Here is a 26815-nt window from a genome sequence, read left to right on the forward strand (position 1 = left end):
AAGGTCCGGAAACTCCGGCGTGGGTGATCTTCTCGACCGGCGTGTCGCCGACCGGCGCGCGCCGCCCCGGAACCAACCGAGAGGCCCCTCGTGTCCAGTGCTCAGTTCGTCCGTCCCGCCCGTGCCGCCGACGTGGAGCGGGTGGTGGACCTCCAGGTCGCGTCATGGCGCTCGGTGTACGGGGAGCTGTTGCCCGCCGAGGTCGCGGAGGGGCTCTCCGGCACGGAGGCCCGTGAGCAGTTCCGTGAGCAGTGGACGGCGGCGCTGGAGTCGCCGCCCACCTCCAAGCACCGGCTCGTGGTGGCCACCGACGAGGACGGCGGCGTGCGAACGGTGGTGGGGTTCGCCGCGTTCGGCCCCGCGGGCGACCCGGACGTGTGGCCCGCCAGGGACGCCGAGGTGTTCGCCCTGCACGTGGACCCGGAGCGGGTGCGGCAGGGCCACGGCAGCCGCCTGGTGAACGCGTGTGTGGACCACCTCGTGGAAGGCGGGTTCGACACCGTGCACGTGTGGGTTCCGGAGGAGGAGAACGCGCTGCGGACGTTCTTCGAGGCCTCGGGGTGGCGTACGGACGGCGCGCGGCGGGAGATCGACATGGGTCGTCTGCTCCCGATGGTGCGGCTGCACGCGGCCGTCTCGGGCTAGGGCGTGTTCCGCGGATCATTCCGGGCTCGCGACCACCAGGCTGCCTCTCGCTGCGCCGACTTCGCTCGGACAGCCAAACCCGGGCTGACCTTCGCTCCTCGTCTTGCGAGAGATTGCCTGGAGGCCGCTCGCGTCGATCGGCGCAAGCGCCGAACCAACCGAAAGCATCCACGGAACACGCCCTAGCGCGGTGGAACCGGGGCCCCGGCGCGGCGACGGAGCGGCACCGGGGCCTTGGACCCCACCGGTCGGGGGGGGCGGTCCGGCCAGGCACTACCGTTGGGTAGTTGTCCGGCGCGCCGCTCGGCGCGCCACCGTCTCGAAACTGGAGGACCGGCGCGTGGCCACGGTCAGTGAATGGGTCTCGGGGCTGCGCCCCCGCACGCTTCCGAACTCGATCGTCCCGGTGGCGGTCGGTACCGCGCTGGCCCTCTCCCTGGACGGGTTCGTCTGGTGGAAGGCGCTGCTCGCCCTTGTGGTGTCGATGGCGCTCCAGGTGGGGGTGAACTTCGCCAACGACTACAGCGACGGGGTCAAGGGCACCGACACCGAGGAGCGGACGGGCCCCACACGGCTCACCGCGAGCGGTCTGGCGGCCCCCCGGCAGGTGCTGGCCGCCGCGCTCGGGAGCTTCGCGTTCGCCGGTGCGGTGGGCCTCGTACTCGTGGCGACCAGCTCGTGGTGGCTGCTGCTGATCGGCGCCGCGGCGATCGCGGCGGCCTGGTACTACACGGGCGGCCGTACCCCGTACGGGTACCGGGGGCTGGGCGAGGTCTCCGTCTTCGTGTTCTTCGGCGTGGTGGCCGTGGTGGGCACGGTGTTCGTGCAGATGGGGTCACTGCCCTGGCAGGCGTGGGTGGCGTCGGTCCCGGTGGGCCTGCTCTCGTGCTCCGTCCTCGTGATCAACAACCTGCGCGACATCCCCACGGACCGGGAGACCGGCAAGATCACCCTGGCCGTCCGCCTGGGCGAGACCGGGACCCGCCGCCTCTACGCGGGCATGGTCGTGGCGTCCTTCCTGGTCGCGCTGGTCCTGACCTCGGTGTCCTGGTGGGTACCGATCGTCCTGGTGTCGGCACCGCTCGCGGTGCCCCCGCTGCGCCGGGTGCTCGGCGGGCAGGTCGGCCGCGACCTGGTGCTCGGCCTCGGGGAGACCGGGCGGCTCCAGATGGCCTTCGGTGTGCTGTTCTCGGTGGCGCTCGCCCTGGGCTAGAAGGGTTAGGGTCGGTCGGGTGGACCAGAGCGACGAGGACTTCTTCGCGAGCCTGCCCGCGACCCGGGGTGCGGCGGGCGGACTCATCCGATCGGTGTCGGGAGACGTGCTGTTGGTACGGCGCGTGTACGACCCGGACCACCTCTGGGGCGTGCCCGGCGGGATCATGGAGGCCGAGGAGTCCCCCCTGGCCGCCTGCCGCCGGGAGATCGTCGAGGAGCTGGGCGTGACCCCGCGCGTGCGCGCCGCGCTCGTCGTGGACTGGGTGCCGCCCAGCCCGCCCCGCACGGCCGCCTACCAGTGGGTGTTCCGGGCCGACGTGCCGCACACCGACTTCCGGTTGCAGCCCGAGGAGCTGTCGGGCTGGGAGTGGGTGGGGCCGGAGCGGCTCTTCGACCACCTCCCGGAGGGAACGGCCCGACGCATGCTCGCCGCCGTCGAGGCGGACGACCGGGGCGGGGGCCCGGTCTACCTGGAGAACGGACACGCCGTCCTGCCTGGTCCGTCCTGAGTGATCCCACCTTGGGACCCCGAACCGGTTACGATGCCCGCCCCGCCTACGTACCCCCTTGGAGAACCGTGCCGAGCGACCACCCCACCGATCCCCGCGAGCTGGCCCCCGACCCGGTGGCCTGGGCCGAACGCAACGCCGACCAGGCCGACGCGTTCGACACGATCGGAGAACGCTACGACGAGGCCTTCCCGAACAAGGAGGGTCAGGAGGACTGCGTCCGCAGGCTGTTGACCCTGCTGCCACCGAACGCGCAGGTCCTCGACCTGGGTTCGGGGACCGGTCTGCCCACCGCGCGGCAGCTGGTCAGCTCGGGTGCCCGGGTGACCGGGTTCGAGATCTCCGAGGGGATGATCGAGCTGGCCCGCCGCAACGTCCCGGAGGCGCGGTTCCGCCGGGCCGACATCGTCGACCTCGATCCGGTGGAGCGGTCCTACGACGCCATCGTGGCGTTCTTCTCGCTGCTGTGCCTGCCCAAGGAGCGCATCCCCCAGGCCCTGGGCCGTGTGCGCGCCTCGCTGGTTCCCGGCGGGCTGGTGTGCCTGTCGATGGTGGAGGCGGACGTCGACGACCAGGCCATCCCCTTCCTGGGCACCGAGATCCGTGTGTCGGGGTACCCCCGGGCCGAGCTGCGCGAGGTGGTGGAGCGCGCCGGGCTGGTCATCGAGGACGAACGAGTGCTCACCTACGAGCCGGAGGGCGCGCACCCCGAGACGCAGATCTTCCTGACCTGCCGCCGGGGCGCCTGAGCCGGACCCCGGGCCGACGGGGAAGCGACGGAGGGGGACCGCCGTGGCGGCGGTCCCCCTCGTGCGGTGTGCGGCGGCTAGTCCAGGCCGAGGAGCGGCTCCAGGCCCAGCGTGAGGGGCTCGGCCAGCTCGGCGGTCCGGCGCACGCCCAGGAGGACGCCGGGCATGAACGAGGCGCGGTTCATGGAGTCGTGGCGGATCTTCAGGGTCTCGCCGTCGGTGCCGAACACCACTTCCTGGTGGGCGATGAGCCCCTGGACGCGCAGCGCGTGCACGCGGACGCCCTCGACGTCGGCGCCGCGGGCGCCGGGGATCTCCGAGGTGGTGGCGTCGGGCATCGGCCCGGCCCCGGCCTCGCGGCGGGCCTCGGCGACCAGCTCGGCGGTGCGGTAGGCGGTGCCGCTGGGGGCGTCGGCCTTGTTCGGGTGGTGCAGCTCGATGATCTCCGTGGTGTCGAAGTAGGGCGCGGCCTTCTTCGCGAAGTGCATCATGAGCACGGCGGCGATGCCGAAGTTGGGTGCGATGAGCACCTTCGCCCCGGGCGTGGCCGCCTGGAGGGCGCGCACCTCGGCGAGACGGGCCTCGTCGAAGCCGCTCGTGCCGACGACGGCGTGGATGCCGTGGCCGATCAGCCAGGCGAGGTTGTCCATCACCACGTCGGGATGCGTGAAGTCGACGACGTAGTCGGCCCCCAGCACGGCTTCACGGTCGTCGGCGCTGTCCACGCCCGCGACGAGTTCCATGTCGTCGGCGGCCCGAACCGCCTTGACGACCTCTGACCCCATGCGCCCATCGGCGCCGAAAACTCCTACCTTGAACACGGCACGAGCGTAGCGGAGTCCGGCGTGGTGAGACGTGTCGGGGCGCGTCGCACGTGTCACTCTGACCCCATGGAACGCGACACGGAGCACTCACAGAAGCGGCTGGGGTCGCTGTTGAACGGGCTCCGTGCGGCTGTTCTGGGCGCCAACGACGGGATCGTCTCCACGGCGGGTCTGGTGGTGGGCGTGGCGGGGGCCACCCCGCACCGCGAGGCGCTGCTGGTCGCTGGGGTGGCCGGGACGCTCGCGGGCGCGCTGTCGATGGCGGCGGGCGAGTACGTCTCGGTGAGCACGCAGCGCGACACCGAACGCGCCGCGATCGCCAGGGAACGGCGCGAGCTGGCCGACGACCCCGACGGCGAGCTGGAGGAGCTGGCCGGGATGTACCGGGACCGCGGGCTCAGTGAGGACCTCTCCCGCAGGGTGGCCCGCGAACTCACCGACCACGACGCGCTGAGCGCGCATGTCGAGGTGGAGCTGGGTCTGAACCGGTACCGGGTCAACCCCTGGCAGGCCGCGTTCGCGAGCATGTTCTCCTTCCTGCTGGGGGCGATGGTGCCGCTGTTCGCCATGCTGCTCAGCCCCGACGCGTGGCGGCTCGCGGTGACGGTGGTCGCGGTGCTCGCGGCCACGGGTCTTCTGGGCGCGGTCAGCGCGAGGATGGGCGGCGCCCTGCCGGTGCGGGCCGCGCTGCGGTGCGTGCTCGGCGGCGCGTTCGCCATGCTGGTGACGTACACGGTCGGCACGCTGATCGGAAGCGCGGCCGGGGCCTGAGGTTCAGCGCACGGTGGCCAGGGTGAGAGCGAAGTCCCCCGCGTCGTCGGTCCACCAGCGGGTGAGGTCGAATCCGGCGGCGTCGAGTTCGGCGGTCAGGCCCTCGCGTCGGAACTTGGCGGAGATCTCCGTGCGCATCTGCTCGCCCTCGGCGAAGTCCACCTCCAGGTCGAGGTCGGCGACGCGTACGTGCTGGGCGGAGCGGGCGCGCAGGCGCATCTCGATCCACTCGCACTCGGCGTTCCACACCGCGAGGTGGTCGTAGGCGGCGGGGTCGAAGTCGCCGCCCAGCCGCTGGTTGATCACCGAGAGCACGTTCCGGTTGAACGCGGCGGTCACCCCGCCCGGGTCGTCGTAGGCGGCCACGAGGCGGGCCGGGTCCTTGACCAGGTCGGCCCCGAGCAGCAGGCAGTCGCCCGGGTGCAGGACGTCGTGGATGTCGCGCAGGAAGGAGGCGCGGGGCCCGGGTTCCTGGTTGCCGATGGTGGAGCCGAGCACCGCGAGCGTCTGGCGGCCGTCCTCGCTGACCGGGAGCAGGCCGAGGTGGCGTTCGAAGTCGCCGACCACGGCGTGCACGTCCAGCCCGGGGTAGTCGTCGGCCACCGGGTGGGCCGACGCGGCGAGGAACTCCCCGCTCACGTCGACCGGCACGAAGCGGGCCAGGTCCCCCTGCCGGCGCATGGCGTCCAGGAGCAGGCGGGTCTTGACCCCGGCCCCGGAGCCGAGTTCGATGAGCGCGACGGACCCGGCGGCCTCGGCGATCTCGTCGGCTCGCGCCTCCAGGATGGAGCGTTCGGCCCGGGTCGGGTAGTACTCCGGGAGCCGCGTGATGTCCTCGAAGAGCTCGCTGCCGCGTTCGTCGTAGAACCACTTGGGCGGCAGTTGTTTGGGCCGGGCGGTGAGGCCCTCCGCGACGTCGGCGCGCAGGGCCTTGTCGAGCTCGTCGGCGGTCAGGTTGCGGTCGATCCTGAACATGGTGCCTCCTGTGTCCCTTACGGATGTACCCGGCGGGCGGAGCCTGTGGGCCGCGCACCGGGGCTCAGCCGAGCGGCCGGACGTCGGTGTGCTCGCGGGTGGCCACGATCACCGAGTTCTCGGGGACCTGACGCCAGCCGCGCCCGTCGTCGAAGGGTTCGGAGGCCAGCCACACCCCCTCGCCGCGCAGCGTGTAGAGGGTGTCCCCCGCCGTCGTCCCGACGATCACGTCACCGTCGCTGGCCAGCAGGTTGTACCGGCCCGCCGAGAGCTCCCTGGCGCGGCGGACCGCCGACACCAGCGCCCCGGCGAGGTCGCCCGTACCGCGCCAGGTCCGTACGGTCTGCGCGAACAGGGGCGCGGAGTCCACGGGCGCCCGGGCGTCCAGGGCGTCGGGCGGGAAGGGCGCCGCCATCCCGGCCAGGAGCGCCTGGTCGTCCCGGGCCGCCCCGTTGTGGCTGAACAGCAGGCGGTCGGCACGGAAGGGCTGGGCCCCGGACTCCTCCGAGCCGAACCCGACCGTGGCGTCGCGGACGGCGGCCACCACGCACCCCGAGCGGATGGCCCGGGCGGCGTCGGCGAAGGAGGCGTCCCCCCAGATGGGCATGGCCCTGCGGTAGCGCAGCGGTTCGGGAGCCGCGGCGCCCTCCGGGTACCAGCCGACCCCGAACCCGTCGGCGTTGACGGTGCCGTACCGCTGGTGGCGCGGGGCCCAGGACTGGACGTGCAGTGAGTGGGGCGCCGCGTACAGCAGGTCGTGCACGGTGCGCGGCGGCCCCAGGTAGGCGAGGTGGCGGCACATCAGTCGCGGTCCGCGTCGCGCGCACAGCGGAACCCGCTGAAGATCTGCCGCCGGACCGGGTGGTCCCAGTTGCGGAAGGTGGAGCGGACCGCCGTGGGGTGGGTGGCCCAGGAGCCGCCGCGCAGCACCTTGTAGTCGCGGTCGAAGAAGACCTCGGAGTACTCGCGGTACGGGAACGAGGCGAACCCGGGGTAGCCGTGGAAGGTGGTGGAGGTCCACTCCCACACGTCGCCGATGAGCTGACGCACCCCCAGGGGGGACACGCCGTCCGGGTGCCCGCCGACCGGGTGCGGGCCCAGGGCGCGCTGGCCGAGGTTGGCGCGGCTGTGGTCGGGGTCCCCGTCGCCCCAGGGGAAGCGGAGCGAGCGCCCGGTGGCGGGGTCGAAGCGGGCCGCCTTCTCCCACTCGGCCTCGGTGGGCAGCCGCCGTCCCGCCCAACGCGCGTAGGCGTCGGCCTCGTGGAACGACACGTGCTGGACCGGCTGGTCCGGCGGCACCTCCTCCACACGGCCGAACCGGCGCCGGGTCCAGGTCGTGCCGTCACGGTCCCAGAAGGCGGGTGCCTCGGCCTCGCGGCGCCGACACCACTCCCAGCCCCGCGCGCTCCACCAGCGCCGGTCCCGGTAGCCGCCGTCGTCCACGAACCGCTGGTAGGCGGCGTTGGTCACCGGATCGGTGTCGATCCAGTAGGCGTCCAGATCGACGGTGTGCGCGCCGCGCTCGTTGTCGTAGGACCAGGGGTCGTCGTCGGTGCCCATGGTGAAGGGCCCCGCGGGGACCAGGACCTCCTCGGACGGGGGCGGCACCGCCCGGGGAGGGGCCGCCTCCTCCTCCAGCAGGACCGGCGCTCCCCGGCGCAGCTGGTGGGTGGCGAGCATGGTCTCGTCGTGCTGGTGCTCGTGCTGGATGACCATGTGGTAGACGAATCCCGCCTCCAGCAGGGTCCTCTCCCCCGGAGCCCGGGGAGCGGGCACCGCGTCCAGGTCCGCCGCGTCGAGGGCGTCCAGGACCTCCCTGCGCACCCGGTCGTTGTAGGCGCGCGCCTCCTCCGGGCGCAGCAGGGGCAGCGCGACCCGGTCGGCCCGGGGGTTCTCGAAGGCGTCGTAGAGGCCGTCGATGTCCGGGCGCAGCGCCGCGCGCCCCCCTGCGGCCCGCAGTAGCCACTGCTCCTCGTAGTTGCCGATGTGCGCCAGGTCCCAGACCAGCGGGGACATCAGCGGGGAGTGCTGGGCGAGCAGGTCCTCCTCGTCCAGGGCGTCCAGTGTCAGGCCGTTGCTGCGCCTCCTGCCGCGGTCGAGTTCGGCGGCGATGCGCTCCTTGAGGCGTTCCTGTTCGCGGCTCATGCGGGACCTCCCCCGTGGGCGGCTCCGGCGCCGCCGTACTCCTCCTGCTCCCGGTGCGCGTCCTCACGCTCCCGGGGCCCGTCTCCGTCGCGCGGGACGGGGACGAGTGCGCCGAGCGCCCCGTCCGCCGGGCACAGCCCGCGCCGGACGTACAGGTTGGCGTAGGAGTCCACCAGATGGGCGAGCCCTGCGGCGCCCATCCCCGGCAGCGCCTCGACGGCGGCGTCGAAGCACACCCGCGCGCAGGCGGCGACGCCGGGGTCGGCCGGGCCCAGGCTGGCCGCGCGACGCCACAGGTCGGGAGCGGGCAGTCGGCCCCGGCACAGCCGTTCGGTGGCCTCCTCCGCGACGGCGCGGGCGCGGGGGTCGTCGACCAGGGCGGCGGCCAGGGCCACCGGCACCGGCCACCAGCGCAGCGGGAGGGCGTCGATCATCCGCAGCTCCCACCAACCGCGCGGGCGCACGGGCGGGAACAGCGTGGACAGGTGGAACTCCAGGTCGGCCTCGGTGGCGGGGCGGGCCCCGCGTCCGGCGATCCACTCGGCGAGGGTGATGCCGGGGTCGGCCGTCCACCCGCCTCCTCCGCCGGGGATCTCGGACACGGCGAGCACGTTCGCGTTCAGGGCGTACTCGGCCCAGGCGGTGGCCGGGTCCGCGTGGCTGTGCGACTCCAGGGCCGGGCGGGTGCGGGTGCCGTCGGTGGCGGCCCAGATCGCCCAGCGGGTGGACTTCCATCCGGTGGGGCGGCCGCGCCACACGGCGGAGTTGGCGAAGGCGGCCACCAGGACGGGACCGAGCCGGTGCACGAGCTCCCACCGGGAGACGGCGTCGGCGGCGTCGGCCCCGGTGTCCAGGCACACCTGTAGGGAGGCGGTGCTGCACATCATGGTGCGGCCGCTGGGCTCGCGGCGGTTGGTGAAGAACCGCTCCATGGCCGTGTAGCGGGGCAGGCGGAGCTGCCGGACGGGGGGCCGAACGGGGTCGAGCGCCGTCTCGGCCAGGTGCAGTCCGGCGTCGGCGAGGGTCTTGCGAATGTGGTCGAGGTCCCGGGCGAGCGCCTCGTGGGCGCGCGCCGGTCCGGGGAGGGCGGCGGAGCTGAGCTCGATCTGTCCGCCCGGCTCGAAGGTGATCCGGCTTCCCGCGGGCGGGGGGCCACAGGCCTCCAGCAGGTCCGCGAGGTGGTCGATGGTGACGGGTGCGGTGGGGCGCAGGGGGTCGGTGACGAGCCATTCGGTCTCCGCCCCGACCTTTCCTGGCGGGCCGGTCTTGAAGCAGACGCCGTTGACGTAGTCGTGGACGTCGTCGGTGGTCATGTGCGTCATGGACAGCTCCCTCGGGTCGCGCCCCACAGGTCCTGCCCAGACACGCACGGTCACGAACGTGTGCGATCACCCCAAATCGGAAAGGCCGAGAGGGGCCGCCGGAGTGGGCGTGCCCTCTCACCGAGGACACGCCCGCTGGCGTCGGAGTTCACGGGAGGGGTTCCCGCGAACGCCCGCGAAACGTGACCACGATCACACGTTGTGGGTCTCGCTCCGGGCTTCCACGAAGCCCCTGACCCGGTCCTCGATGATCCGGCGTTCTTCCTGGTCAAGGTCGATGTCGAACACCTCACGCAACACGGTTCCCACCTCTCCCAGAGCCACCTCGCGGGTCTCCCCGGTGCCGTCGACCCGCTCCACCGACAACGTCGTGTCGTTCAGCTCGTGCCGGGTCCCGCCGACCGTGCGCGCCACCATCAGTCGGCCGCGAAACGGCGAACGCGGGTGGGAGGTGAGGAAATGGCTGAACACCGCGTAGTCCTGCGGCAGCGCCCCGGCGGTGGCGAAGGAGTAGAGGTCGCGCCAGTTCAGGCCGTCGAACCCCCTCAGCAGCCATTCCTCGTCGCCGACCTCCGCGACCCGGTCCAGCCGGAGGTTCCATCCGCCCTGGCAGGCCTGGTGGCCGTCGGTGAACGGGAACGGCTCCACGAGGCCGCCGCCACCGAAACCGACGTCGGCCAGCCAGTGTCCGTCGCCCACCCGGACCCGCAGCAGCGCGTGGGTGGACGGCCGGGGGCGACCGTCGCCGTTCATCAGTACGCGTGCGCTGAAGGCGGTCAGGTCGAACCCGAGCCGGTCCAGGGCGGCGGCCAGGAGCAGGTTCTGTTCGTAGCAGTAGCCGCCCCTGCGGTGGTGGACCATCTTGTCGGTCAGCGAGGGGACGTCCAGCGGAACCGGCTGATCCAGGAGCAGCTGGAGGTTCTCGAACGGGATGGCGGCCAGGTGGGCGCGGTGGACGGCGGTGAGGGTGTCCAGGGTGGGCGGGAGGTCACCGGACAGCCCGAGGCGGGCCAGGTAGGCGTCCAGGTCGAGGGCGGCCCCCTGCCAGAGGTCGGTGACGGTCAGGGTCGGTTGCGGATCGGGGGCGCGCCCCGGCGCCGGGGCGGGTACGGGCGGCGTGGAGTGCGGTTTGGTCGACATGTCCGTGCCAACGAGGGCCGCAACGGAGGTGTTCCGGAAGAGGCGCCGTTCGCCCCGGCCGCACCTGGCCGGGGCGAACGGGTGTGGATCGCGGGAAGGAGGAGACGTCCGCGGTCAGCGGGGCGCGGGAGCGTCCGTCCGGGACCGGTCGGCCGACGGACCGTGTCTCCCACCGCCCGACCGGTCCCGGGCCCCTACACGGGCAGAGGACCGGCGGGCCCGTCCGCCCGCAGGCGCCCCTCCTCGTCGGCGGCCGCCCAGTGGCACGCCACCCTGCGCTCCGCGCCGCCGCCCAGCACCACCGGGTCGACCGTCGTGCACAGGTGGGCCACCCCGGCCCGATCGGCCTCGCCCGAGGCCAGCACCGGGCAGCGCGGATGGAACCGGCACCCCGCGGGCACCCGCTTGGGGTCCGGCGGCTCGCCGGAGAGCACCACGGGTCCCTCCGACGACCCGGCGTCGGGCAGCACCGACAACAGGGCCCGCGTGTACGGGTGGGCGGGCGCGGACAGGACCTCCTCCACCGTGCCCAGTTCCACCACGCGCCCCAGGTACATCACGGCGACCCGGTCGGCGATGTTCCACGCCAGCCCGAGATCGTGCGTGGCCACCAGGGCGGACAGGCCCAGTTCGTCGCGCAGTTCCAGCAGCAGCCGCAGGATCTCGCCGCGCACCGACGCGTCCAGGGACGCCACCGGTTCGTCGGCCACCAGCACCTCCGGGTCCAGGACCAGGGCTCCGGCGATCACCACGCGCTGGCGCTGTCCTCCGGAGAGCTCGTGCGGGTACCGGGAGAAGAACCGCTCGGGCGGGCGCAGACCGGCCCGGGACAGCGCCCGGGACACCCGTTCGGTCTCGTCCGCGGTGGTGCCCTCGTGGATACGCAGCCCCTCCACGACCGACTCGTACACCGTCCGGCGCGGGTTGAGCGATCCCATCGGGTCCTGCTGCACGAGCTGCACCCGGCGCCGGTAGGTGCGCAGGTCGCGCGAGCGGTAGCCCAGCGGCCGCCCCTCGAACAGGACCCGGCCGCCGGTGGGGCGCTCCAGGCCGAGCAGGGCGCGGGCCAGGGTGGTCTTCCCGCAGCCGGACTCGCCGACCAGGGCGACGATCTCCCCCGCCGCCACGTCCAGATTGACCCCGTCCACGGCGCGTGCCGTCCCCCGGCCGCCTCCCGGGGCGGCCCCGGCCGCGAAGGCCACCCGCACGTCGTCGGCGCGCAGGATCGGTCCGGTGTCCTCGTGCGGGACCCCGGGGAGCGAGGGCCCTCGTGCGTCGGTGTCGGTGCTCAACGGCTCGTCTCCTCGGTGTCGCTGGTGCCCGTGAGGCCCGTGGTGGCGGGTCCGCTCGGGCCTTCGGGACCGCTGCCCACGTGCACGCACGCGGCGTGCCGGTCCGAGCGGCCGTCGCGGTCCGGGCGCACCGGCCACAGCGGCGGGTCGACCGTGGCGCACACGGTCTCCGCCACGGCGCAGCGCGGCCGGAACACGCAGCCGGAGGGAGGGTCGGCCGGGTCGGGCGGGTCGCCGGGCAGGCCCCGGGGCGCCAGCCGCGAGGCCGGGTCCCCGATCTTCGGGAAGGCCGCGCTGAGCGCGCTCGCGTACGGGTGGGCGGGGGCGTGCACGACCTCCCGCGCGGGCCCCTGTTCGACGACGCGCCCCGCGTACATCACCGCGACCCGGTCACAGGTGGCCGCCAGGACCGACAGGTCGTGGCTGATCATCAGCATCCCGATCCCGGTCTCGGCCACCAGCCGTTCCAGCAGGGCCAGGATCTGTGCCTGGATCATCACGTCCAGCGCGGTGGTGGCCTCGTCGGCGATGATCAGGCGCGGTTCGCAGGCCAGCGCCATCGCGATCATCACCCGCTGACGCTGTCCTCCGGACAGCTGGTGGGGGTAGTCGCGTCGGCGGGAGGCGGGCAACCCGACCTGTTCGAGGAGCTCGGCCACACGGGCGCCCACCCGGGCGGGCGCGACCAGTTCGTGGATGAGCAGCGGCTCGGCGATCTGGTCGCCGATCCGCCGCACCGGGTTGAGCGAGTGCATGGCGCCCTGGAAGACCACCGAGGCCCCCACCCAGCGCACGGCGCGCAGCCGCCCCCACTTCATCTGGAGGACGTCCTCGCCCTCCAGCAGGACGCTTCCGGTGACCTTCGCGCTGGCGGGCAGCAGGCGCAGCAGCGCCAGGGCCACCGTGGACTTGCCGCTGCCGGACTCCCCCGCCACCCCGAGGGTGTCGCCGGGGTCCAGGGACAGGTTCACGCCGCGCACGGCGGGGACGTCGCCGCCGCTCCCGGAGTAGGTGACGCGCAGGTCGCTGACGTCGAGAAGGGTGCTCAACTCTGCCCCCTGAGCCGTGGGTTGATGACGGACTCGACCGCGCGCCCGCACAGGGTGAAGGAGAGCGCGACCACGGCGATGGCCAGACCGGGCGGGACGATGTACCACCAGATCCCGGCGCTGATCGCCCCGGCGGTGCGGGCCGCCTCCAGGATGCCGCCCCAGGAGATGGTGGTGGGGTCGCCCATGCCGAGGAACGCGAGGGTGGACTCGGCGATGATGGAGGTGGCCACCAGCAGCGTGGTCTGGGCGAGCACCACCGGCATCACGTTGGGCAGCACGTGCCATCCCATGACGTGCGCGTGGCCGCCGCCCAGGGCGCGGGCGCGTTCCACGTAGGGGCGGGCCTCCACGGCGAGGGTCTGGGCGCGCACCAGCCGCGCGGTGGGCGGCCAGACGGTGAGGCCGATCGCGACGATGATGGTGCCGGTGCCCCGGGGCAGCACGGCGGCCAGGGCGACCGCGAGCACCAGGGTGGGCAGGACCAGGAACCAGTCGGTGACCCGCATGAGCACGGTGGACGCGATCCGGCCGCCGAGTCCGCCGGAGGAACCGAAGTGCCCCGCGGTGACGCCGACCAGGGTGCCGAGGGTGACCGAGACGAACGTGGCCAGCAGGCCGACCGTGAGCGAGACGCGCGCGCCCCAGATGACGAGGTCCAGGATCGAGCGGCCGAAGTTGTCGGTGCCCAGGGGGAAGCGCCAGCTCGGCGGTTCGTGGGACTCGCCGGGTGCGCCGGTGATGGTCAGGTGGGTCTGGTCGATGAACAGCGGCGCGGTGACGGCGAGCAGGCCGATGGCGAGCAGCAGGCCCAGGCCGAGGAGCCCGGCCCGGTTGCGCGCGTACTCGCGCGCGAAGCGGACGAGGGCCTCGCGGCGCCGTCGCCGGGCCAGGGTGCTGGCGGAGACGGCCGGGGCGGGCGGGCCCCCGCCGGTCGCGGGTCCGGCCGAGGGGGGTCCGGTGGGTGTCGTCATGGGCGCACCCTCGGGTCGAGCAGCGGGTACACGAGGTCGGCCAGGAGGTTCATGAGGATCACCGAGGCCGCGAACACCACGAACAGGCCCTGGACGAGGCCGAGGTCGGGTACGCGCAGGCCGGAGTAGAAGAGCTGTCCGAGTCCGGGCCAGGAGAAGACCGTCTCCACGAGGATGACCCCCGAGACGACCTGCCCGAGGTTGAGGAAGATCAGCGTCACGGTGGGCAGCAGGGCGTTGGGGACGGCGTGGCGGCGGCGCACCAGAGCGTCGCGCAGCCCCTTGGCGCGCGCGGTGGTCAGGTAGTCCGCGCCCTTCTCGTCCATGAGCGAGGAGCGCATGATCATGAGGTACTGCGCGTAGATCACCGCGACCATGGTCAGGACCGGCAGCACCATGTGCCGCGCGGTGCTGAGCGCGGTCTCCACCGGCCCGCTGACGCCGGGCGAGACCATGCCGCCGGTCGGGAACAGGCCGGGCATGAACCCGCGTCCGGAGGCCAGCAGCACGATCAGCAGCAGGCCGAGCCAGAACGTGGGCACCGACCAGAAGAACAGCGCCACCGCCGTGTTGATGCGGTCGCCGCGGCCGCCCGGCTTCCACCCGGCACGGGTGCCGAGGAACAGGCCGAGGAGCGCCGCGATGACCGTTCCGGTCCCGGCGAGCAGGATCGTCGGGCCGAGCCGTTCCAGGATGAGGTCGACCACCGGCTCCCGGTACTGGAAGGAGACGCCGAGGTCGAGCCTGAGCAGCCCGGCGGCGTAGTCGAGGAACTGCTGCCACAGGGGCTGGTCGAGGCCGAACTGGCGGCGCAGCTCCTCGCGCTGTTCGGCGGAGACCTCGCGCCCCTCGGTCATGGCGCGGACGGGGTCACCGGGCAGGATGCGGAAGAGGAAGAACCCGGCGACGATCACGGCGAACAGGGAGACCGCGGCGGTGGTCAGGCGACCGAGCACGTAGACGGCCACCGGGGCCGCCCGCCCGATCCCCCTGGGGCCCGCCGGGGCGGGGACGTCGCTGGTCCCCGCCCCGGTCGGTTCGTCCGCCTCGGTGGGCGTTGTCGTCACTCGCGGTCCTCCACGGTGGAACGTCGGCGGATGATGACGAAGGCACCGGCGACGATCAGCAGCAGCACACCGGCCCCGATGCCCAGGAGCACGCCGGTGGACAGGCCCGATCCGCCCGAGGAGGCGCCCTCGGCGGGCTCGGCCGACCACCAGGCCCAGTAACCGTCCTGGCCCCAGATGTTGCCGCCCTCGGCGGGCTCCAACTGGAGGCTGGCGATGTGGTCGGTGCGGTAGGCCTCCATGATGTTCGGGTAGGTCAGGACGTTGACCACGGCCTCCCGGTAGAGCACCTCCTGGAGCTGGTGGATGATCTCGGCACGGGCCTCGCGGTCGTACTCGGCCAGCTGGGCGGCGTACAGCTCGTCGTACTCCTCGTCGCAGAAGTACGCGTCGCCCTGCATGGTGCCCGGCTCGGTGGGCAGCGCGTCACAGGTGTGGATGCTGAACACGTAGTCGGGGTCGGGGTTGACCGTCCACCCGGTGAAGATGAGGTCGTACTCGGCGTCGTAGAGGGCGTCGCTCAGGATGCCGGGGTCGACGGTCTGGTTGTCGATCTCGATACCGATGTCGGCGAGGCGCTCGGCGATGACCTGGCCCGCCTGGACGTTGTCGGGGCGGTCGGCGTGGACGTGCATGCGCAGTCTCAGGCGGTCGCCGTCGGGCGAGACGCGTACGCCGTCGTCGCCCGGCTCGTACCCGGCCTCGTCGAGCATGGCGTTGGCGGCGTCGGGATCGAAGTCGAGGATGGCCTCCTCGCCCTCGGGCCGCCAGTGGAAGTCGGTGTAGCGGGGCGGGATGTAGCCGCCCGCCGCGACGGCCTGGCCGTTGGCGCCCTGCTGGACGATTTCCTCGTTGTCGATGCCCATCACGATGGCCTGGCGCAGGGTGCGGTCCTGGAGCGCCGGGTGGCCGTCGCCGAACTCCTCGCCGTCCTGGGTGACGGCGCCGGGGTTGATGGTGAAGGCCTGGAACCGCTTGCCGTCGGCGATGTTGACGGCGACGTCGTCGAGGGTCTCCAACGAGGTGATCTGGGCGTCGGTGAGCTCGTAGACGAACGAGACCTCGCCGCTGCGCAGCGCCTCGACGGCGGCGTCCTTCTCCGAGTAGTAGCGGAAGTACAGCTCGTCGAAGCCGGGGGCGCCGCGCCAGTGGTCGGGGTTGGCCTCCAGCCGGATGTGCTCTCCACGCGAGTGGTCGGTGAGGACGAAGGGGCCGCTGCCGACCGTGGGGAACTCGTCGGCGGTGTAGTCGGAGAAGGCGTCGCCCTCCTCCTCGATGATCGGCTCCCAGACGTGTCGGGGGACGATGGGCACGCGCAGGGACTCCATGGTGGCCTGCGGTTCGTCCAGCTCGATGACGACGGTGGTCTCGTCCTCGGCGGTGACGCTCTCGAACCCGGAGACGTAGTTGCCGTTGGCGACGGCGGCGGCGTCGTTCTCCATGATCGTGGTGAACGTCCACGCGACGTCGTCGGAGGTGAGCGGTTCTCCGTCACTGAAGCGGGCGTCGTCCCGGAGGTTGAAGGTCCAGGTCAGTCCGTCGTCGGAGGTCTCCCAGCTCTCGGCGAGCGAGGGCTCGGGCTCGCCGGTCTCGGGGTTCACCGTGGTGAGGTTGTCGTAGACGTGCCGGAGGATGTTCGTGGTGACCGCGAGCTGCGCGGTGAAGGGGTTGAACGAGTCGACCTGTTGGGCGATGGCGACGGTGAGCGTGGTGCCGCCCGCCTCGTTCGCGGCGGCGGGGGCCGCCGCGAGGCCTCCGATGAGGAGGAGCGCGCTGCCGGACGCCGCGGTCCGCCGAAGAAGGGTGCCGGTGGGAGGATGTTGGGTTTTCATGACGGCCCCTGTCAGGTTTCGTGGGGTTGGTGGCATGGCCACCTGGGGGTTGTTGGTTGTCTACCAACTCGCCGCGAGGAGCGTCAACGATCTTCGAGGTGAGGCGGAATATCGCAACACATTCGACTCCTCTGTCGGAGGCATTCGTGTTTCCTGAGGGTGTGGGGGCTTTTGTTCCCTGACCGAAACCGGTCCTGATTCGCGGCGAATGGCAGACTCCGCTACGGTTCCCGCCATGATGGGGCACTCGCACGCACTCAGTGGCGTGGTCGGCTGGATGGCGGTCGTACCGCTCGTCCAGGGCACGGAATTCCTTGGACTCAGCTTCGACCTGGGCCCCGGTGAGATCATCGCGGGTTCGCTGGTGTGCGCGGGCGCCGCCCTGTTGCCGGACGTGGACCACAAGAGCGCGACGGTCACCAAGACCTACGGCAAGGCCACCGAGATCCTCAGCGACATCCTCAGCTGGGCGTTCGGCGGGCACCGGATGGGCACCCACTCGTTCTTCTTCGCGATCCTCATGGGCGTCCTGGTCCAGGCACTGGCGCTGTGGTCGGAACTGGCCGTGCAGATCTTCGTGTTCCTGCTGGTCGGAATCGCGCTCCAGGGGCTCGGGTTCGGCATGGACAAGAACCGCACGGCCTCGGGGATCATCAACGCGCTGGGCACGGCGGCGATCACCCTCACCCTGTTCTCGGTCGGCGTGAACTACACGTGGCTGGGTCTGGCCGTCGCCTTCGGAATCGTGTTGCACTTCTTCGGCGACATGATCACGAAGATGGGTGTGCCGATCTTCTGGCCGTTCTGGAAGAAGCGCATCGGCCAGGGCCAGGGCTTCGTCACCAACGGCCCGGTGGAGCAGAAGGTGGTCACCCCCCTGCTGACCATCGGCGTCATCATCGGGTCCGTGTACCTCTTCGACTGGCCCACCCTGCTGCCCTCGCACTAGGTGCACTGACCTCTCAGGTCAGTACATCCAGGCCGCCTCACCCGGGCTTCGCACCGGCCGGTCCGGGAGTGGTGCTGGCCCGGCCGGGCCGCGCCTCCTAGTGTGGCGTGCGTGACTCGAACCACTGAGGGCATCAGCCCCGAACTGCACGCCTACGTCGTCGCCCACAGCCAGCCGGTGGACCCGGTCCTGTCCGACCTCGCGGAGGAGACCGCCGCACTGTTCCCCGACTACCGGGGGATGCAGATCGGCCCGGAGCAGGGCGCCTTCAGCACCCTGCTCACCCAGCTGTCTGGCGCCCGCGACGCCGTGGAGATCGGCACCTTCACCGGCTACTCCTCGATCTGCTTCGCCCGGGGCCTGCCCGAGGACGGCACCCTGCTCGCGCTCGACATCAGCGAGGAGTGGACCTCGGTGGCCCGCCGGTACTGGGAGCGCGCCGGGGTCGACCACAAGATCACGCTGCGAATCGGCCCGGCCCTGGAATCGCTGCGCGCCCTGCCCGAGGAGCCCCGGTTCGACCTGGCGTTCCTGGACGCCGATAAGACCGGCTACGTCGACTACTGGGAGGAGCTGGTGCCCCGGGTGCGCCCCGGAGGTCTGCTGCTGGCCGACAACACCCTGTCCCACGGTCGGGTGGTGGACCCCGAGCAGACCGCGCCGCACGTCCAGGGCATCCGCGACTTCAACGCGCGGCTCGTCGCCGACGACAGGGTCGAACAGGTCCTGCTGCCCATCGGCGACGGCCTGACCCTGGCCCGCAGGCTCTGACGCCCCGCGTACGGGGAACCTCCGCCGGGAGTTGTCCACAGGGCGGACGGTTCCCCGGGCGGGACCGGGCCGATCTTGGGTAATGTCCAGTTCCATGCGCCTGCTGCACACCTCGGACTGGCACCTGGGTCGCTCCTTCCACCGGGAGAACCTCGTCGACGCCCAGGCCGCCTTCCTCGACCACCTCGTCGACACCATCCACGCGGAACGGATCGACGTGGTGGTGGTCGCCGGCGACCTCTACGACCGCGCCCTGCCTCCGGTGGACGCCGTGCGGCTGTTCGACCGCGCCCTGGGCCGTGTCCGCGAGACCGGGGCCCGGGCGGTGCTCATCAGCGGCAACCACGACTCCATGGCCCGGATGTCCTTCGCCACCGACCTCATCGCCGCCTCCGGGGTGCACCTGCGCAGCTCGCTGGAGGGTGTGGGCACCCCCGTGGTGATCGACGACGAGCACGGACCGGTGGCCTTCTACGGCATCCCCTACCTGGAGCCGGAGATCGCCCGCCACCACTGGGACCTGCCCGAGCGCGGCCACCCGGCGGCGATCGGACACGCGATGGGCCTGGTCCGGGCCGACCTCTCCCAACGCCCCGGAACCCGCTCGGTGGTGCTCTCCCACGCCTTCGTCACCGGGGGCGAGCCCTCCGACAGCGAGCGCGACATCTCCGTGGGCGGCGCCTCGCACGTGCCCGTCTCGGTCTACGACGGCGTCGACTACGTGGCCCTGGGCCACCTGCACGGACGCCAGACCATCACGCCGTCCGTGCGCTACCCGGGCAGCCCGCTGGCCTACTCCTTCTCCGAGCAGCACCACCGCAAGGGCTGCTGGGTGGTGGACCTGGACGCCGACGGCTTCGCCGGCGCGGAGTTCGTCGACGCCCCCGTCCCCCGGCCGCTCTCCCGGATCAGGGGCAGGCTGGACGACCTGCTCACCGACGACCGTTGGGAGCCGCACACCGGTCACTGGCTGCACGTGACCCTCACCGACCCCCGCCGCCCGGCCCAGCCCATGGACCGGTTGCGCGAGCGCTTCCCGCACACCCTCATGCTGGAGTTCGACCCCGACGAGGCCGACGCCGAGCGCAGGCCCGTCACCGCCTCCGTCGCCGAACGCCCCGAACGCGAGGTGGTCGCCGACTTCGTCGAGTGGGCCCGGGGCAGCGCCGCCACACCCGAGGAACGCGCGCTGGTGGACCGCGCGGTCGAAGAGGTCCGCGTCCAGGAAGGGACACGCTAGATGCGGCTGCACACCCTCACCATGACCGCCTTCGGGCCCTTCGCCGGGACCGAGACCGTCGACTTCGACCGGCTCGGCGGGGGCGGGCTGTTCCTGATCCACGGTCCGACCGGCGCGGGCAAGACCTCCGTGCTCGACGCCGTCTGTTTCGCGCTCTACGGCGACGTGCCCGGCGCGCGCGGCAAGGACCGCTCCCCCAGGAGCGACCACGCCGCGCCCGGGGTGCGGCCCGAGGTCACCCTGGAGTTCACCGTCCAGGGCCGCCGGGTGCGGATCGAGCGCAACCCGCGCTGGGAACGGCCCAAGAAGCGCGGTACCGGGACCGTCACCGAGAACCAGAAGGTGCGGGTGCTCGACTGGCGCGGCGACCGGTGGGAGGGGGTGACCACCCGCCCGGACGAGGCCGGACAGTTCGTCGGCGACCTCGTGGGGCTCACCCTCACCCAGTTCTGCCAGATTGTCATGCTGCCCCAGGGCGACTTCGCCCGGTTCCTGCGGGCCAAGTCGGACGACCGGCGCAAGTCGCTGGAGCGCATCTTCAACACCCGGGTGTTCCGCGACGTGGAGGAGTGGTTCGGCGGCCACGCCCGGAAACTGGAGCGCGAGGTGCGCGCCGCCGACGAAACGGTGCGCGCCGTCTCCGGCCGGATCGCCGAGGTCGGCCGGTCCACCGCCCCCGACGCCCCCGGGGAGCTCACCGCCTGGGCCGCCGAGCTGGCCTCGGTGCAGGCCGCGACCGCCCGCGACGCCCGGGAGGTCACCGCCGGGTTCACCGGGGCCCGCGACCTCGCCCGCGAGGCCCTGACGGTCGCGCGCGAGCTGCTGGATCGCAGACGGCGGCTGGCCGAGGCCCGGGAGCGGCGCGACCGGCTGGCCGAGCGGCGCACCTGGCGGGAGGGACTGGACGCCCGTCTGGCCGCCGCCGAACGGGCCGAGGCGGTGCTGCCGTCGCTGCGCGCCCGCGACCACCGCCGCACCGAACTCGACAAGGCCGAGCTCGCGGTGACCGACCGGCTGGCCCTGGTGAGCGGCCTCGCCGACCTCTCCCCCGCGGACCTGTCGGACCCCGCCGCCCCCACCGGGCTTCCGGCGGCGCTGCGCGGGGCCGAACGCTCCAGGCACGACGAACTCGCCCGGCTGGACCAGCTGAGCGCGGACGCCGAGCGCCGCCGCGCCCTGCACCGCGACCTCGCCGGACTGGACCGGCGGATCGCGGCCGTGCGCACCGAGGCCGTCCGGGCCGGTGAACACGTGGCGGCCCTGCCGGGACGGGTGGCGACGGTCACCGAGGAGCTGCGCCGGGCCCGGGAGCGGTCCGGTCTGACCGACCCGGCGCGCGCCGCCCTCGACCTCGCGGAGCGGCGCCGGGCCGCCGCCGAGGACGAGCGCCGTCTGGGCGCCGAGGCCGAACGGGCCGAGGAGGAGCGGCGGCTCGCGGTCGACGCCGCCCAGACCGCCCGCGACCGGGCCCAGGAGCTGCGGGAGCGGCGCGTCTCGCACATGGCCGCCGAACTCGCCACCGGTCTGGCCGACGGTGAGGCCTGCGCGGTGTGCGGGTCCGTCGAGCACCCCGCTCCCGCCCGGCCGAGTGCGAGCGGGCTGGTGTCGGCCGACGAGGAGCGCGCGGCGCACAGGGCCGCGGACACCGCGGCCGCCCGGCGCACCGAGGCGGAGAACGCCGTGGTGGCGCTGCGGGAGCGGCGCGCGGCCGCCGCCGAGCGCGCCGAGGGCCGCACCGTCGAGGCCGCCGCCGAGGAGGTGGACGTCCGGGGCCGGGAGCTGGCCGACGCCCGCGCCGCCGCCCGCGAGGCGCACCGCCTGGAGGAGGAGCTGGCCCAGGTCACGGCCGACCTGGATGGGGCCCGTCGGCGGGAGGGCGAGCTGGCCCGGGAGGAGGGCGAACTGACCGCCCGCCGCGAGGAGGGCGGCCGGGAGCACCTGCGGCTGACCGCGCTGCTGGACCGGGCGCGCGGGGAGGACGCCGGGCTGGCCGAACGGATCGCCCGGTTGCGCGGCGAGGCCGAGTCGCTGCGCGGGGCGGCCGACGCCGTCGAGGCGCGCGGCCGGGCCGCCGAGGAGCTGCGGACCGCGACCGCCGAGGCCGCGCGCTGCCTGGCCGAGGCCCGCTTCGGTGACGAGGCCGAGGCTCTGGAGGCCGCGCTGGACGAGCCGGGGCGCCGTGAGCTCAGGACCAGTGCACGCGACTTCGACGACCAGTGGGCGGCCGTCGAGGCACGGCTGGCCGATCCCGCCCTGGTCGGGGCCGAACGCGAGGCGGCGCCGGACCGCGCCCTCCTGGAGGCCGAGGCCGAACGGGCCGACCGCGCCGCCGACCGGGCGGTGGCCTGGCAGGGGATGCTCGCCGACCGTGCCCGCCGCCTGGCCGCCCTGCGCACCGAACTCGACGAGCGGCTGGCCGGTTCGGAGCCGGTACTGCGCCGCTACGCCGTGGCGCAGGGGTTGAGCACCCTGGCGTCGGGGACCTCGCCGGACAACACCGACAGCGTCCGGTTGTCCGCGTACGTGCTGGCCGCCCGCCTGGAGCAGGTGGTGGAGGCGGCCAACCACCGGCTGCTGACGATGTCGGACGGCCGGTACGAGCTGCGCTACACCGTGGACAAGGCCGCCGGGGACGGCAGGTCGCGGTCGGCCGGTGGGCTGGGCATGCGGGTCGTGGACGGCTGGACGGGGGTGGAACGCGACCCGGCGACGCTGTCCGGAGGGGAGACGTTCTTCAGCTCCCTGGCGCTGGCGCTCGGGCTCGGTGACGTGGCCACGGCCGAGGCGGGCGGTACGGAGATCGACACACTGTTCGTGGACGAGGGGTTCGGGACCCTGGACGAGGACACCCTGGAGGAGGTCCTGGACGTGTTGGACCGGCTCCGCGACGGGGGTCGGGCGGTGGGGGTGGTGAGCCACGTCGCCGACCTCCGCCAACGCGTCACCACCCGCCTGCGCGTGGTCAAGGGCGCCGCCGGTTCGCGCGTGGAGCACCACGGCTGAGCCCACTCAGGCGAATAGAAATTCTCACGGAAGCACCAGGTGGTTGATTTTCAACCAAGCTCACAGGTCATTCGGTATTCTATGATCATGGTGGATGTAGGTGTAGGCGAATTGAGGCGAAGTCGAGAACGACTAGCAGCCCAAGGAGCAACCGCAGAAAAGAACGAAGAGCATGCAGTCGGAGGCTTACTCTACTTCTATGCAGCCGAGTGCGGAATGAAGGCTGAATACCTACGCTGGAACATTCGACGCAAAGATACCTCTGCGCTACCAGCTGACCTACGCACTCACGACCTTCGGCGACTCGCCAAAGCGCTCAACTGGCAAGACCCATCACCCGGCCCAGATCCGTTGAGATGTCGAAGGCACAAGGGCGGCGACTGGATCGAGGGCCACCAATTGCACGAGGCGTGGAGGTACGGTGCAGAACTGAACCAGTCTTCAGAAAAATCCGCACTAGAGGCCCTGAAAATACTGGTAGATAAATCGAGACAGGGATAGCCAATCCATGATGGGAAAGATTTTCACTTGGGTCGACATTGATTCGCAACTGGCAGAAGTTGCGATTGAGCACGGCTGGCCCGACTGGCTGACAGAAGTCGACGCCTGGTGGGACTCCTTGGAACTCACCGTGGCCCCTGGCACAACGCCTGAAATCGTGCGGACGTGGCTTGATCAGCAATTTGGCCTTGGTTCCATCGCCACTCCCGGCGCAGACGACATGCAACTGATCCTCGATCGGCCGTCATCCCAAAGCCCCGAATCTCTCCCGGTCCGCCTCATCGAGAACTCGAGCTCACTTTCAGTTCCGCGCTCTCCCCGTCTGCGCGAACGCAGAGTGACATCGGCTCTCAGCGAACCTCTTCCTCGCCCAAAGACGGATCGCTTTGCAGAAGATCGCCAAATCACCGCATTTCACTCGTTCAAGGGTGGGGTGGGACGCACCCTGCACGCGCTGGCCCTCGCCGATCGCCTTGCTTCCCAGGGCCAGCACGTCCTTCTTATCGATGCCGACCTGGAAGCCCCAGGAATCACCTGGATGTACCAAGCGCAGGGAGGGCGCTGTGACATCGCATACGAGGATCTTCTGGCTCTTCTTCATTCAAGCAGCCAGGGAGACCCCACCAAGGCAGTAGAAATAGCCGCCTCATACCTTCCGAACCAACAGGCATCTCGGTATCCAGGCACGGGGCGAGTATCAGTTCTTCCGGCGAGCCGACGCAAACGCCTCAGCCCTCCGATCATCAGCCCAGACGACCTACTCACCGAGGATCGATCGCCATACTTCCTCAGTGATTCCTTGGCCAAGCTGGCGATCGCCGCAAATGTAGACACCGTCATCATCGACCTGCGAGCGGGAGCCACGGAACTATCTGCCCCCATCCTGCTCGACCCCCGCGTCAATCGGGTATTCGTTACGACCGTGAGCGACCAGTCCCTCCAGGGAACGGAGGGGCTGATTCGACAACTAGGCGATAAGTCACCAGCCCTCGCCGGAACTGACCCCATCCCCAGCGCGATCGTCACTCAGTTCCGCATCGATCTACACGACGCCCACGCCAGCGAGGCGCGAGAAACCCTCTCACGGGCGCTGTCCAGCATGATCGCCATCAGCGACACGGAAACAGAAGAGCATCTTTCAGTAGACGAACAGGTTCTCACGGCACCCATTCTCAGCCCCTTCCGAGAAGAATTGCTCGCCCTTCCTCGAAACTGGGATTCAGTCATCGAGGTGATTCGACGCTGCTCGCTCCCTGTCCTTCTGGACGAGCTGGGTACAAGCCTGCGGAGCACCCCCGAACCACCGCCTCAGGAACCGGCCAGTTTGGATGAGCGACGACGCTCACTGGCAGAGAGCGCAGGAGAACTCGTATACGCAGAACGCCGTGGAATGGACCACGGTCTCGGCTTTCTCACAACCGAGCCTGTGCGCAGAATCATCTCCGACCACAGCACAGACCTTCCTGTGGCGGTCATGGTCGGAGCCAAAGGCTCCGGAAAGACTTTCACGTTCGCAAGGATGTGCGCACGAGGGACGTGGAAGAATTTCGCCGAGGAGAACGAGCAGTCGGTTGAGAGAAACGCTTCGTTCGTGCCAGTTCTCGACCCCGTAAACATCTCCGAGAGTCGACACACATCGACGACACCACAGCAACTTCGCGATATCGCAGCAGGCGGAGAGGGGATCACAGCTGACAGAATTCTCAGCCTGCTCAACGCCGGTCTCAACAGCGAGGAATCTGACCCGGAGAACTGGCTCGAGATCTGGCTCGAGTGCCTCGCCCGAGCAGCCGGAAAGAATGCCGAAGGCTCCCCCCAGGACTACCTCATGGGGCTGAGCCAAGACCCATCGAGAGCATTTGTCTTCGTCATCGATGGACTCGAAGACTGGCTTGAGACTCTGAACACAGAGGCCAAGCGAATCGCACTGAGAACACTACTTCTCGGGGTTCCCGCATGGATGCGACGACTACGCCAACGAGAAATCGGATTGATTGTCTTTATTCGACGTGATCTCGTTGTTTCCGCGATCCGACAGAATCTTGGCCAGTTCCTTGATCGCTACTCACCCTACGAACTCAGGTGGGACACCGAAGATGCCCTACGCCTAGCACTGTGGGTATCGACTCAGGCTAACTCCATCCCAACCCCCAAGCAACCGATTTCCGACATGGGGGATGATGCTTTGGTCGAAGCACTTCTACCGCTCTGGGGGGCGAAACTTGGTTCCGAGAAGTCCCGAGAAGCATCAAGCGACCGGTGGGTCCCAGCTGCGCTAGCTGACTTCAACGACCAAATCCAAGCCCGGGATATCGTTCGATTCCTCCGAGAAGCGGCCAAAAGTTCTCAAGGAGACAACAGGTGGGACGATCGCGTCCTCACCCCAGCCGCCATGCGGCGTGCACTCAGTGTCTGTAGCGAGGAAAAAATCCAGGAGATCCGGCAGGAGAACCCACCACTCGGCGAACTCTTGACACAGATGTCGGAATACCCAGATGTCAAAGTTCCATTCGAAGCGGAGGATCTCAACCTCAAGACCGAACACATCGACGCGCTCAGGCAGTGGGGTGCTCTCGCCAAGGACGCAGACGGTAGATACCGAATGCCTGAGATCTACCGACACGCGCTGGGCTTCCGCACCCAGGGACGAGCACGTGTGGTGCGCACACCGTGAGCGCGAACCCCCGAGGGGTGGCCCAACCCGGGCCGGGCCACCCCGGGTTGGGTCCGCCGCCGGGCGGTGCGACAATGACCAGCGTGAATTCGCTGGTCAACATCGCCGTGTTCGGAATCGGGGGCGCCATCATGGTGGCGGCCCTGATCGGTCTCCTCCTCGTGGTCTCCGGGAGTGCGCGCGGGTCATCGCCCCGTCTCCTCACCGTCTTCGGCGCCGCCTCGGTGCTGCTGCTGGTGATGCTGCCGTCGCTGGCCGCGTTCAACGTGATGTCCGGCGGCGGTGGGTTCTGGGCGGGCTTCGCCACGGCGAGCGCCGTGGCCGCCGTGATGTACGCGGTCAACGTGGCGCTGCTGCCGGTGGTGGCGCGCCGCCAGGCCCTGGTGAGCGGGCGCGCCGGGCTGGGCGACCTGCGGCCGTCCGCGTCGGTGCTGCTCGGCGGGCTGGTGATCTGCCTCGCCGTGGGCCTGCTCGTCACCGGTGTGACCGCCTTCGTCGTCTGATGCCGTCCGGGGTTCGCCGTGACCGTTTCCGGCCACGCGGCCCGCTCCCTCCGCGCCGCTCTGTACCTTCGTGCCCGGGGCCCCACCGGCCCCGGGCGTTCGAGGGACGGAGCGGCGTCGTATGTGGGCAAGGGTCGCGGTCGCCGGGGTCGCGGGTGTGCTGCTGGTCGGCGGCTGCGCCGCCGACCGGGAGTTGGCGGACCGGGACTCCATCCGCCAGTTCGAGGTGTCGGCGTGGGACCCGAGCGACGCTCACCCCTGTGCCCTGGTGTCCGATCCCACCGCCCGTGAGCTGGGCATCCTGGACCAGGAGGGCTCCGGTAGCGCGCAGTCGGACACGAACTGCTTCTACACCAACCGGGTCGACGCCAGCGTCGACGTGCGTGTGGAGACGCACGAGGAGAGGGACGCCGTCGCCGGAGTCATCGAAGCGGCGTTCTCCGGCCGGGAGGGCCAGACGTACGTCCACGTGGAGGGGTACCCGGGCGTGACCACGCGGTTCCCCGACTCGTGCAACCTCAGCGTGGCCGTCTCCGACGATCACTCGGTGTACGTGCAGGTCAGCGCGGACGAGGCGTGTGAGAGGGCGGTCGAGGTCGCCCGGGTCGTGGTCGCCCACGCGTCCGCGGGCTGACGATCCTCCGACGACCGGAGACCGCGGATCG

At 71.3% G+C, this 26815-nt stretch carries 23 protein-coding genes; 12 read left to right on the forward strand and 11 right to left on the reverse strand.

Features of this window, described 5'->3' with window-relative positions; genetic code table 11:
* Positions 1–90: 90 nt before the first annotated feature.
* The 4 genes from ACFYL4_RS01750 to ACFYL4_RS01765 all read left to right on the forward strand — a co-directional run bounded on the left by ACFYL4_RS01750 (position 91) and on the right by ACFYL4_RS01765 (position 3118).
* Positions 91–645 carry a GNAT family N-acetyltransferase gene (locus ACFYL4_RS01750; protein WP_357758996.1) on the forward strand — a complete coding sequence of 185 codons (555 nt, stop codon included), beginning with the start codon at positions 91–93 and terminating at the stop codon, positions 643–645.
* Between the two features lie 340 nt (positions 646–985).
* On the forward strand, positions 986–1858 hold the full coding sequence (locus tag ACFYL4_RS01755) for a 1,4-dihydroxy-2-naphthoate polyprenyltransferase (RefSeq protein WP_357758993.1): 873 nt from the start codon (positions 986–988) through the stop codon (positions 1856–1858).
* Positions 1859–1877: 19 nt separating this feature from the next.
* Positions 1878–2369: an NUDIX domain-containing protein gene (locus ACFYL4_RS01760; RefSeq protein ID WP_387515625.1), complete on the forward strand. Its 492-nt coding sequence runs from the start codon at positions 1878–1880 to the stop codon at positions 2367–2369.
* A 68-nt stretch (positions 2370–2437) separates the two neighbouring features.
* Entirely contained in the window at positions 2438–3118 is a 681-nt protein-coding gene (locus ACFYL4_RS01765; protein ID WP_357758987.1) for a methyltransferase domain-containing protein, read from the forward strand.
* Between the two features lie 77 nt (positions 3119–3195).
* On the opposite strand, the gene dapB is transcribed toward ACFYL4_RS01765, so the two are convergent.
* Complete coding sequence (gene dapB, locus ACFYL4_RS01770; RefSeq protein ID WP_387515627.1) at positions 3196–3939, reverse strand: 4-hydroxy-tetrahydrodipicolinate reductase; 744 nt, start codon at positions 3937–3939, stop codon at positions 3196–3198.
* Positions 3940–4008: 69 nt separating this feature from the next.
* Between dapB and ACFYL4_RS01775 the strand changes: the two genes are divergently transcribed.
* Positions 4009–4713, forward strand: coding sequence for a VIT family protein (locus ACFYL4_RS01775; protein WP_357758981.1), 705 nt, complete (start codon positions 4009–4011; stop codon positions 4711–4713).
* A 3-nt stretch (positions 4714–4716) separates the two neighbouring features.
* On the opposite strand, the gene egtD is transcribed toward ACFYL4_RS01775, so the two are convergent.
* The 10 genes from egtD to ACFYL4_RS01825 form a co-directional block, all read right to left on the reverse strand.
* Entirely contained in the window at positions 4717–5688 is a 972-nt protein-coding gene (gene egtD, locus ACFYL4_RS01780; protein WP_387515629.1) for an L-histidine N(alpha)-methyltransferase, read from the reverse strand.
* 64 nt (positions 5689–5752) lie between these two features.
* A complete protein-coding gene (gene egtC, locus ACFYL4_RS01785; protein ID WP_387515631.1) occupies positions 5753–6490 on the reverse strand; it encodes an ergothioneine biosynthesis protein EgtC in 738 nt (245 codons plus the stop codon).
* A complete protein-coding gene (gene egtB, locus ACFYL4_RS01790) occupies positions 6490–7833 on the reverse strand; it encodes an ergothioneine biosynthesis protein EgtB (protein ID WP_387515633.1) in 1344 nt (447 codons plus the stop codon). Before egtB ends, egtC begins: the two co-directional genes overlap by 1 nt.
* Positions 7830–9155 (reverse strand): ergothioneine biosynthesis glutamate--cysteine ligase EgtA, encoded by a 1326-nt coding sequence (gene egtA / locus ACFYL4_RS01795; protein WP_387515635.1) that lies wholly within the window; start codon positions 9153–9155, stop codon positions 7830–7832. The genes egtB and egtA overlap by 4 nt, the downstream gene beginning before the upstream one ends.
* 192 nt (positions 9156–9347) lie before the next feature.
* A complete protein-coding gene (locus ACFYL4_RS01800; RefSeq protein ID WP_387515637.1) occupies positions 9348–10295 on the reverse strand; it encodes an arylamine N-acetyltransferase in 948 nt (315 codons plus the stop codon).
* A 194-nt stretch (positions 10296–10489) separates the two neighbouring features.
* On the reverse strand, positions 10490–11587 hold the full coding sequence (locus ACFYL4_RS01805; RefSeq protein WP_387515639.1) for an ABC transporter ATP-binding protein: 1098 nt from the start codon (positions 11585–11587) through the stop codon (positions 10490–10492).
* Complete coding sequence (locus ACFYL4_RS01810) at positions 11584–12636, reverse strand: ABC transporter ATP-binding protein (RefSeq protein WP_387515641.1); 1053 nt, start codon at positions 12634–12636, stop codon at positions 11584–11586. The genes ACFYL4_RS01805 and ACFYL4_RS01810 overlap by 4 nt, the downstream gene beginning before the upstream one ends.
* Positions 12633–13610, reverse strand: a complete 978-nt coding sequence (locus ACFYL4_RS01815) for an ABC transporter permease (protein WP_357758962.1) — start codon at positions 13608–13610, stop codon at positions 12633–12635. The genes ACFYL4_RS01810 and ACFYL4_RS01815 overlap by 4 nt, the downstream gene beginning before the upstream one ends.
* The gene (locus ACFYL4_RS01820) at positions 13607–14677 is read right to left on the reverse strand and encodes an ABC transporter permease (protein WP_387515644.1); all 1071 of its coding nucleotides are present in this window, start codon (positions 14675–14677) and stop codon (positions 13607–13609) included. Before ACFYL4_RS01820 ends, ACFYL4_RS01815 begins: the two co-directional genes overlap by 4 nt.
* The gene (locus ACFYL4_RS01825) at positions 14674–16509 is read right to left on the reverse strand and encodes an ABC transporter substrate-binding protein (RefSeq protein ID WP_357758957.1); all 1836 of its coding nucleotides are present in this window, start codon (positions 16507–16509) and stop codon (positions 14674–14676) included. Before ACFYL4_RS01825 ends, ACFYL4_RS01820 begins: the two co-directional genes overlap by 4 nt.
* Positions 16510–16744: 235 nt before the next feature.
* On the opposite strand from ACFYL4_RS01825, the gene ACFYL4_RS01830 reads away from it, so the two are divergent.
* The 7 genes from ACFYL4_RS01830 (at position 16745) to ACFYL4_RS01860 (ending at position 26784) form a co-directional block, all read left to right on the forward strand.
* Entirely contained in the window at positions 16745–17458 is a 714-nt protein-coding gene (locus ACFYL4_RS01830; protein ID WP_357759134.1) for a metal-dependent hydrolase, read from the forward strand.
* Between the two features lie 111 nt (positions 17459–17569).
* Complete coding sequence (locus ACFYL4_RS01835) at positions 17570–18229, forward strand: class I SAM-dependent methyltransferase (RefSeq protein WP_357758954.1); 660 nt, start codon at positions 17570–17572, stop codon at positions 18227–18229.
* Positions 18230–18311: 82 nt separating this feature from the next.
* Positions 18312–19469, forward strand: coding sequence for an exonuclease SbcCD subunit D (locus ACFYL4_RS01840; protein ID WP_387515646.1), 1158 nt, complete (start codon positions 18312–18314; stop codon positions 19467–19469).
* The gene (locus ACFYL4_RS01845) at positions 19470–22472 is read left to right on the forward strand and encodes an AAA family ATPase (protein ID WP_387515649.1); all 3003 of its coding nucleotides are present in this window, start codon (positions 19470–19472) and stop codon (positions 22470–22472) included.
* A gap of 511 nt (positions 22473–22983) precedes the next feature.
* Positions 22984–25647: a ParA family protein gene (locus tag ACFYL4_RS01850; protein WP_387515651.1), complete on the forward strand. Its 2664-nt coding sequence runs from the start codon at positions 22984–22986 to the stop codon at positions 25645–25647.
* Positions 25648–25721: 74 nt separating this feature from the next.
* Positions 25722–26150: a hypothetical protein gene (locus tag ACFYL4_RS01855; protein WP_357758942.1), complete on the forward strand. Its 429-nt coding sequence runs from the start codon at positions 25722–25724 to the stop codon at positions 26148–26150.
* Positions 26151–26271: 121 nt separating this feature from the next.
* On the forward strand, positions 26272–26784 hold the full coding sequence (locus ACFYL4_RS01860; RefSeq protein ID WP_387515653.1) for a DUF3558 family protein: 513 nt from the start codon (positions 26272–26274) through the stop codon (positions 26782–26784).
* The last annotated feature ends 31 nt before the right edge of the window (positions 26785–26815 follow it).

The organism is Nocardiopsis sp. NPDC006938, from assembly GCF_042869555.1.
GTDB lineage: Bacteria > Actinomycetota > Actinomycetes > Streptosporangiales > Streptosporangiaceae > Nocardiopsis.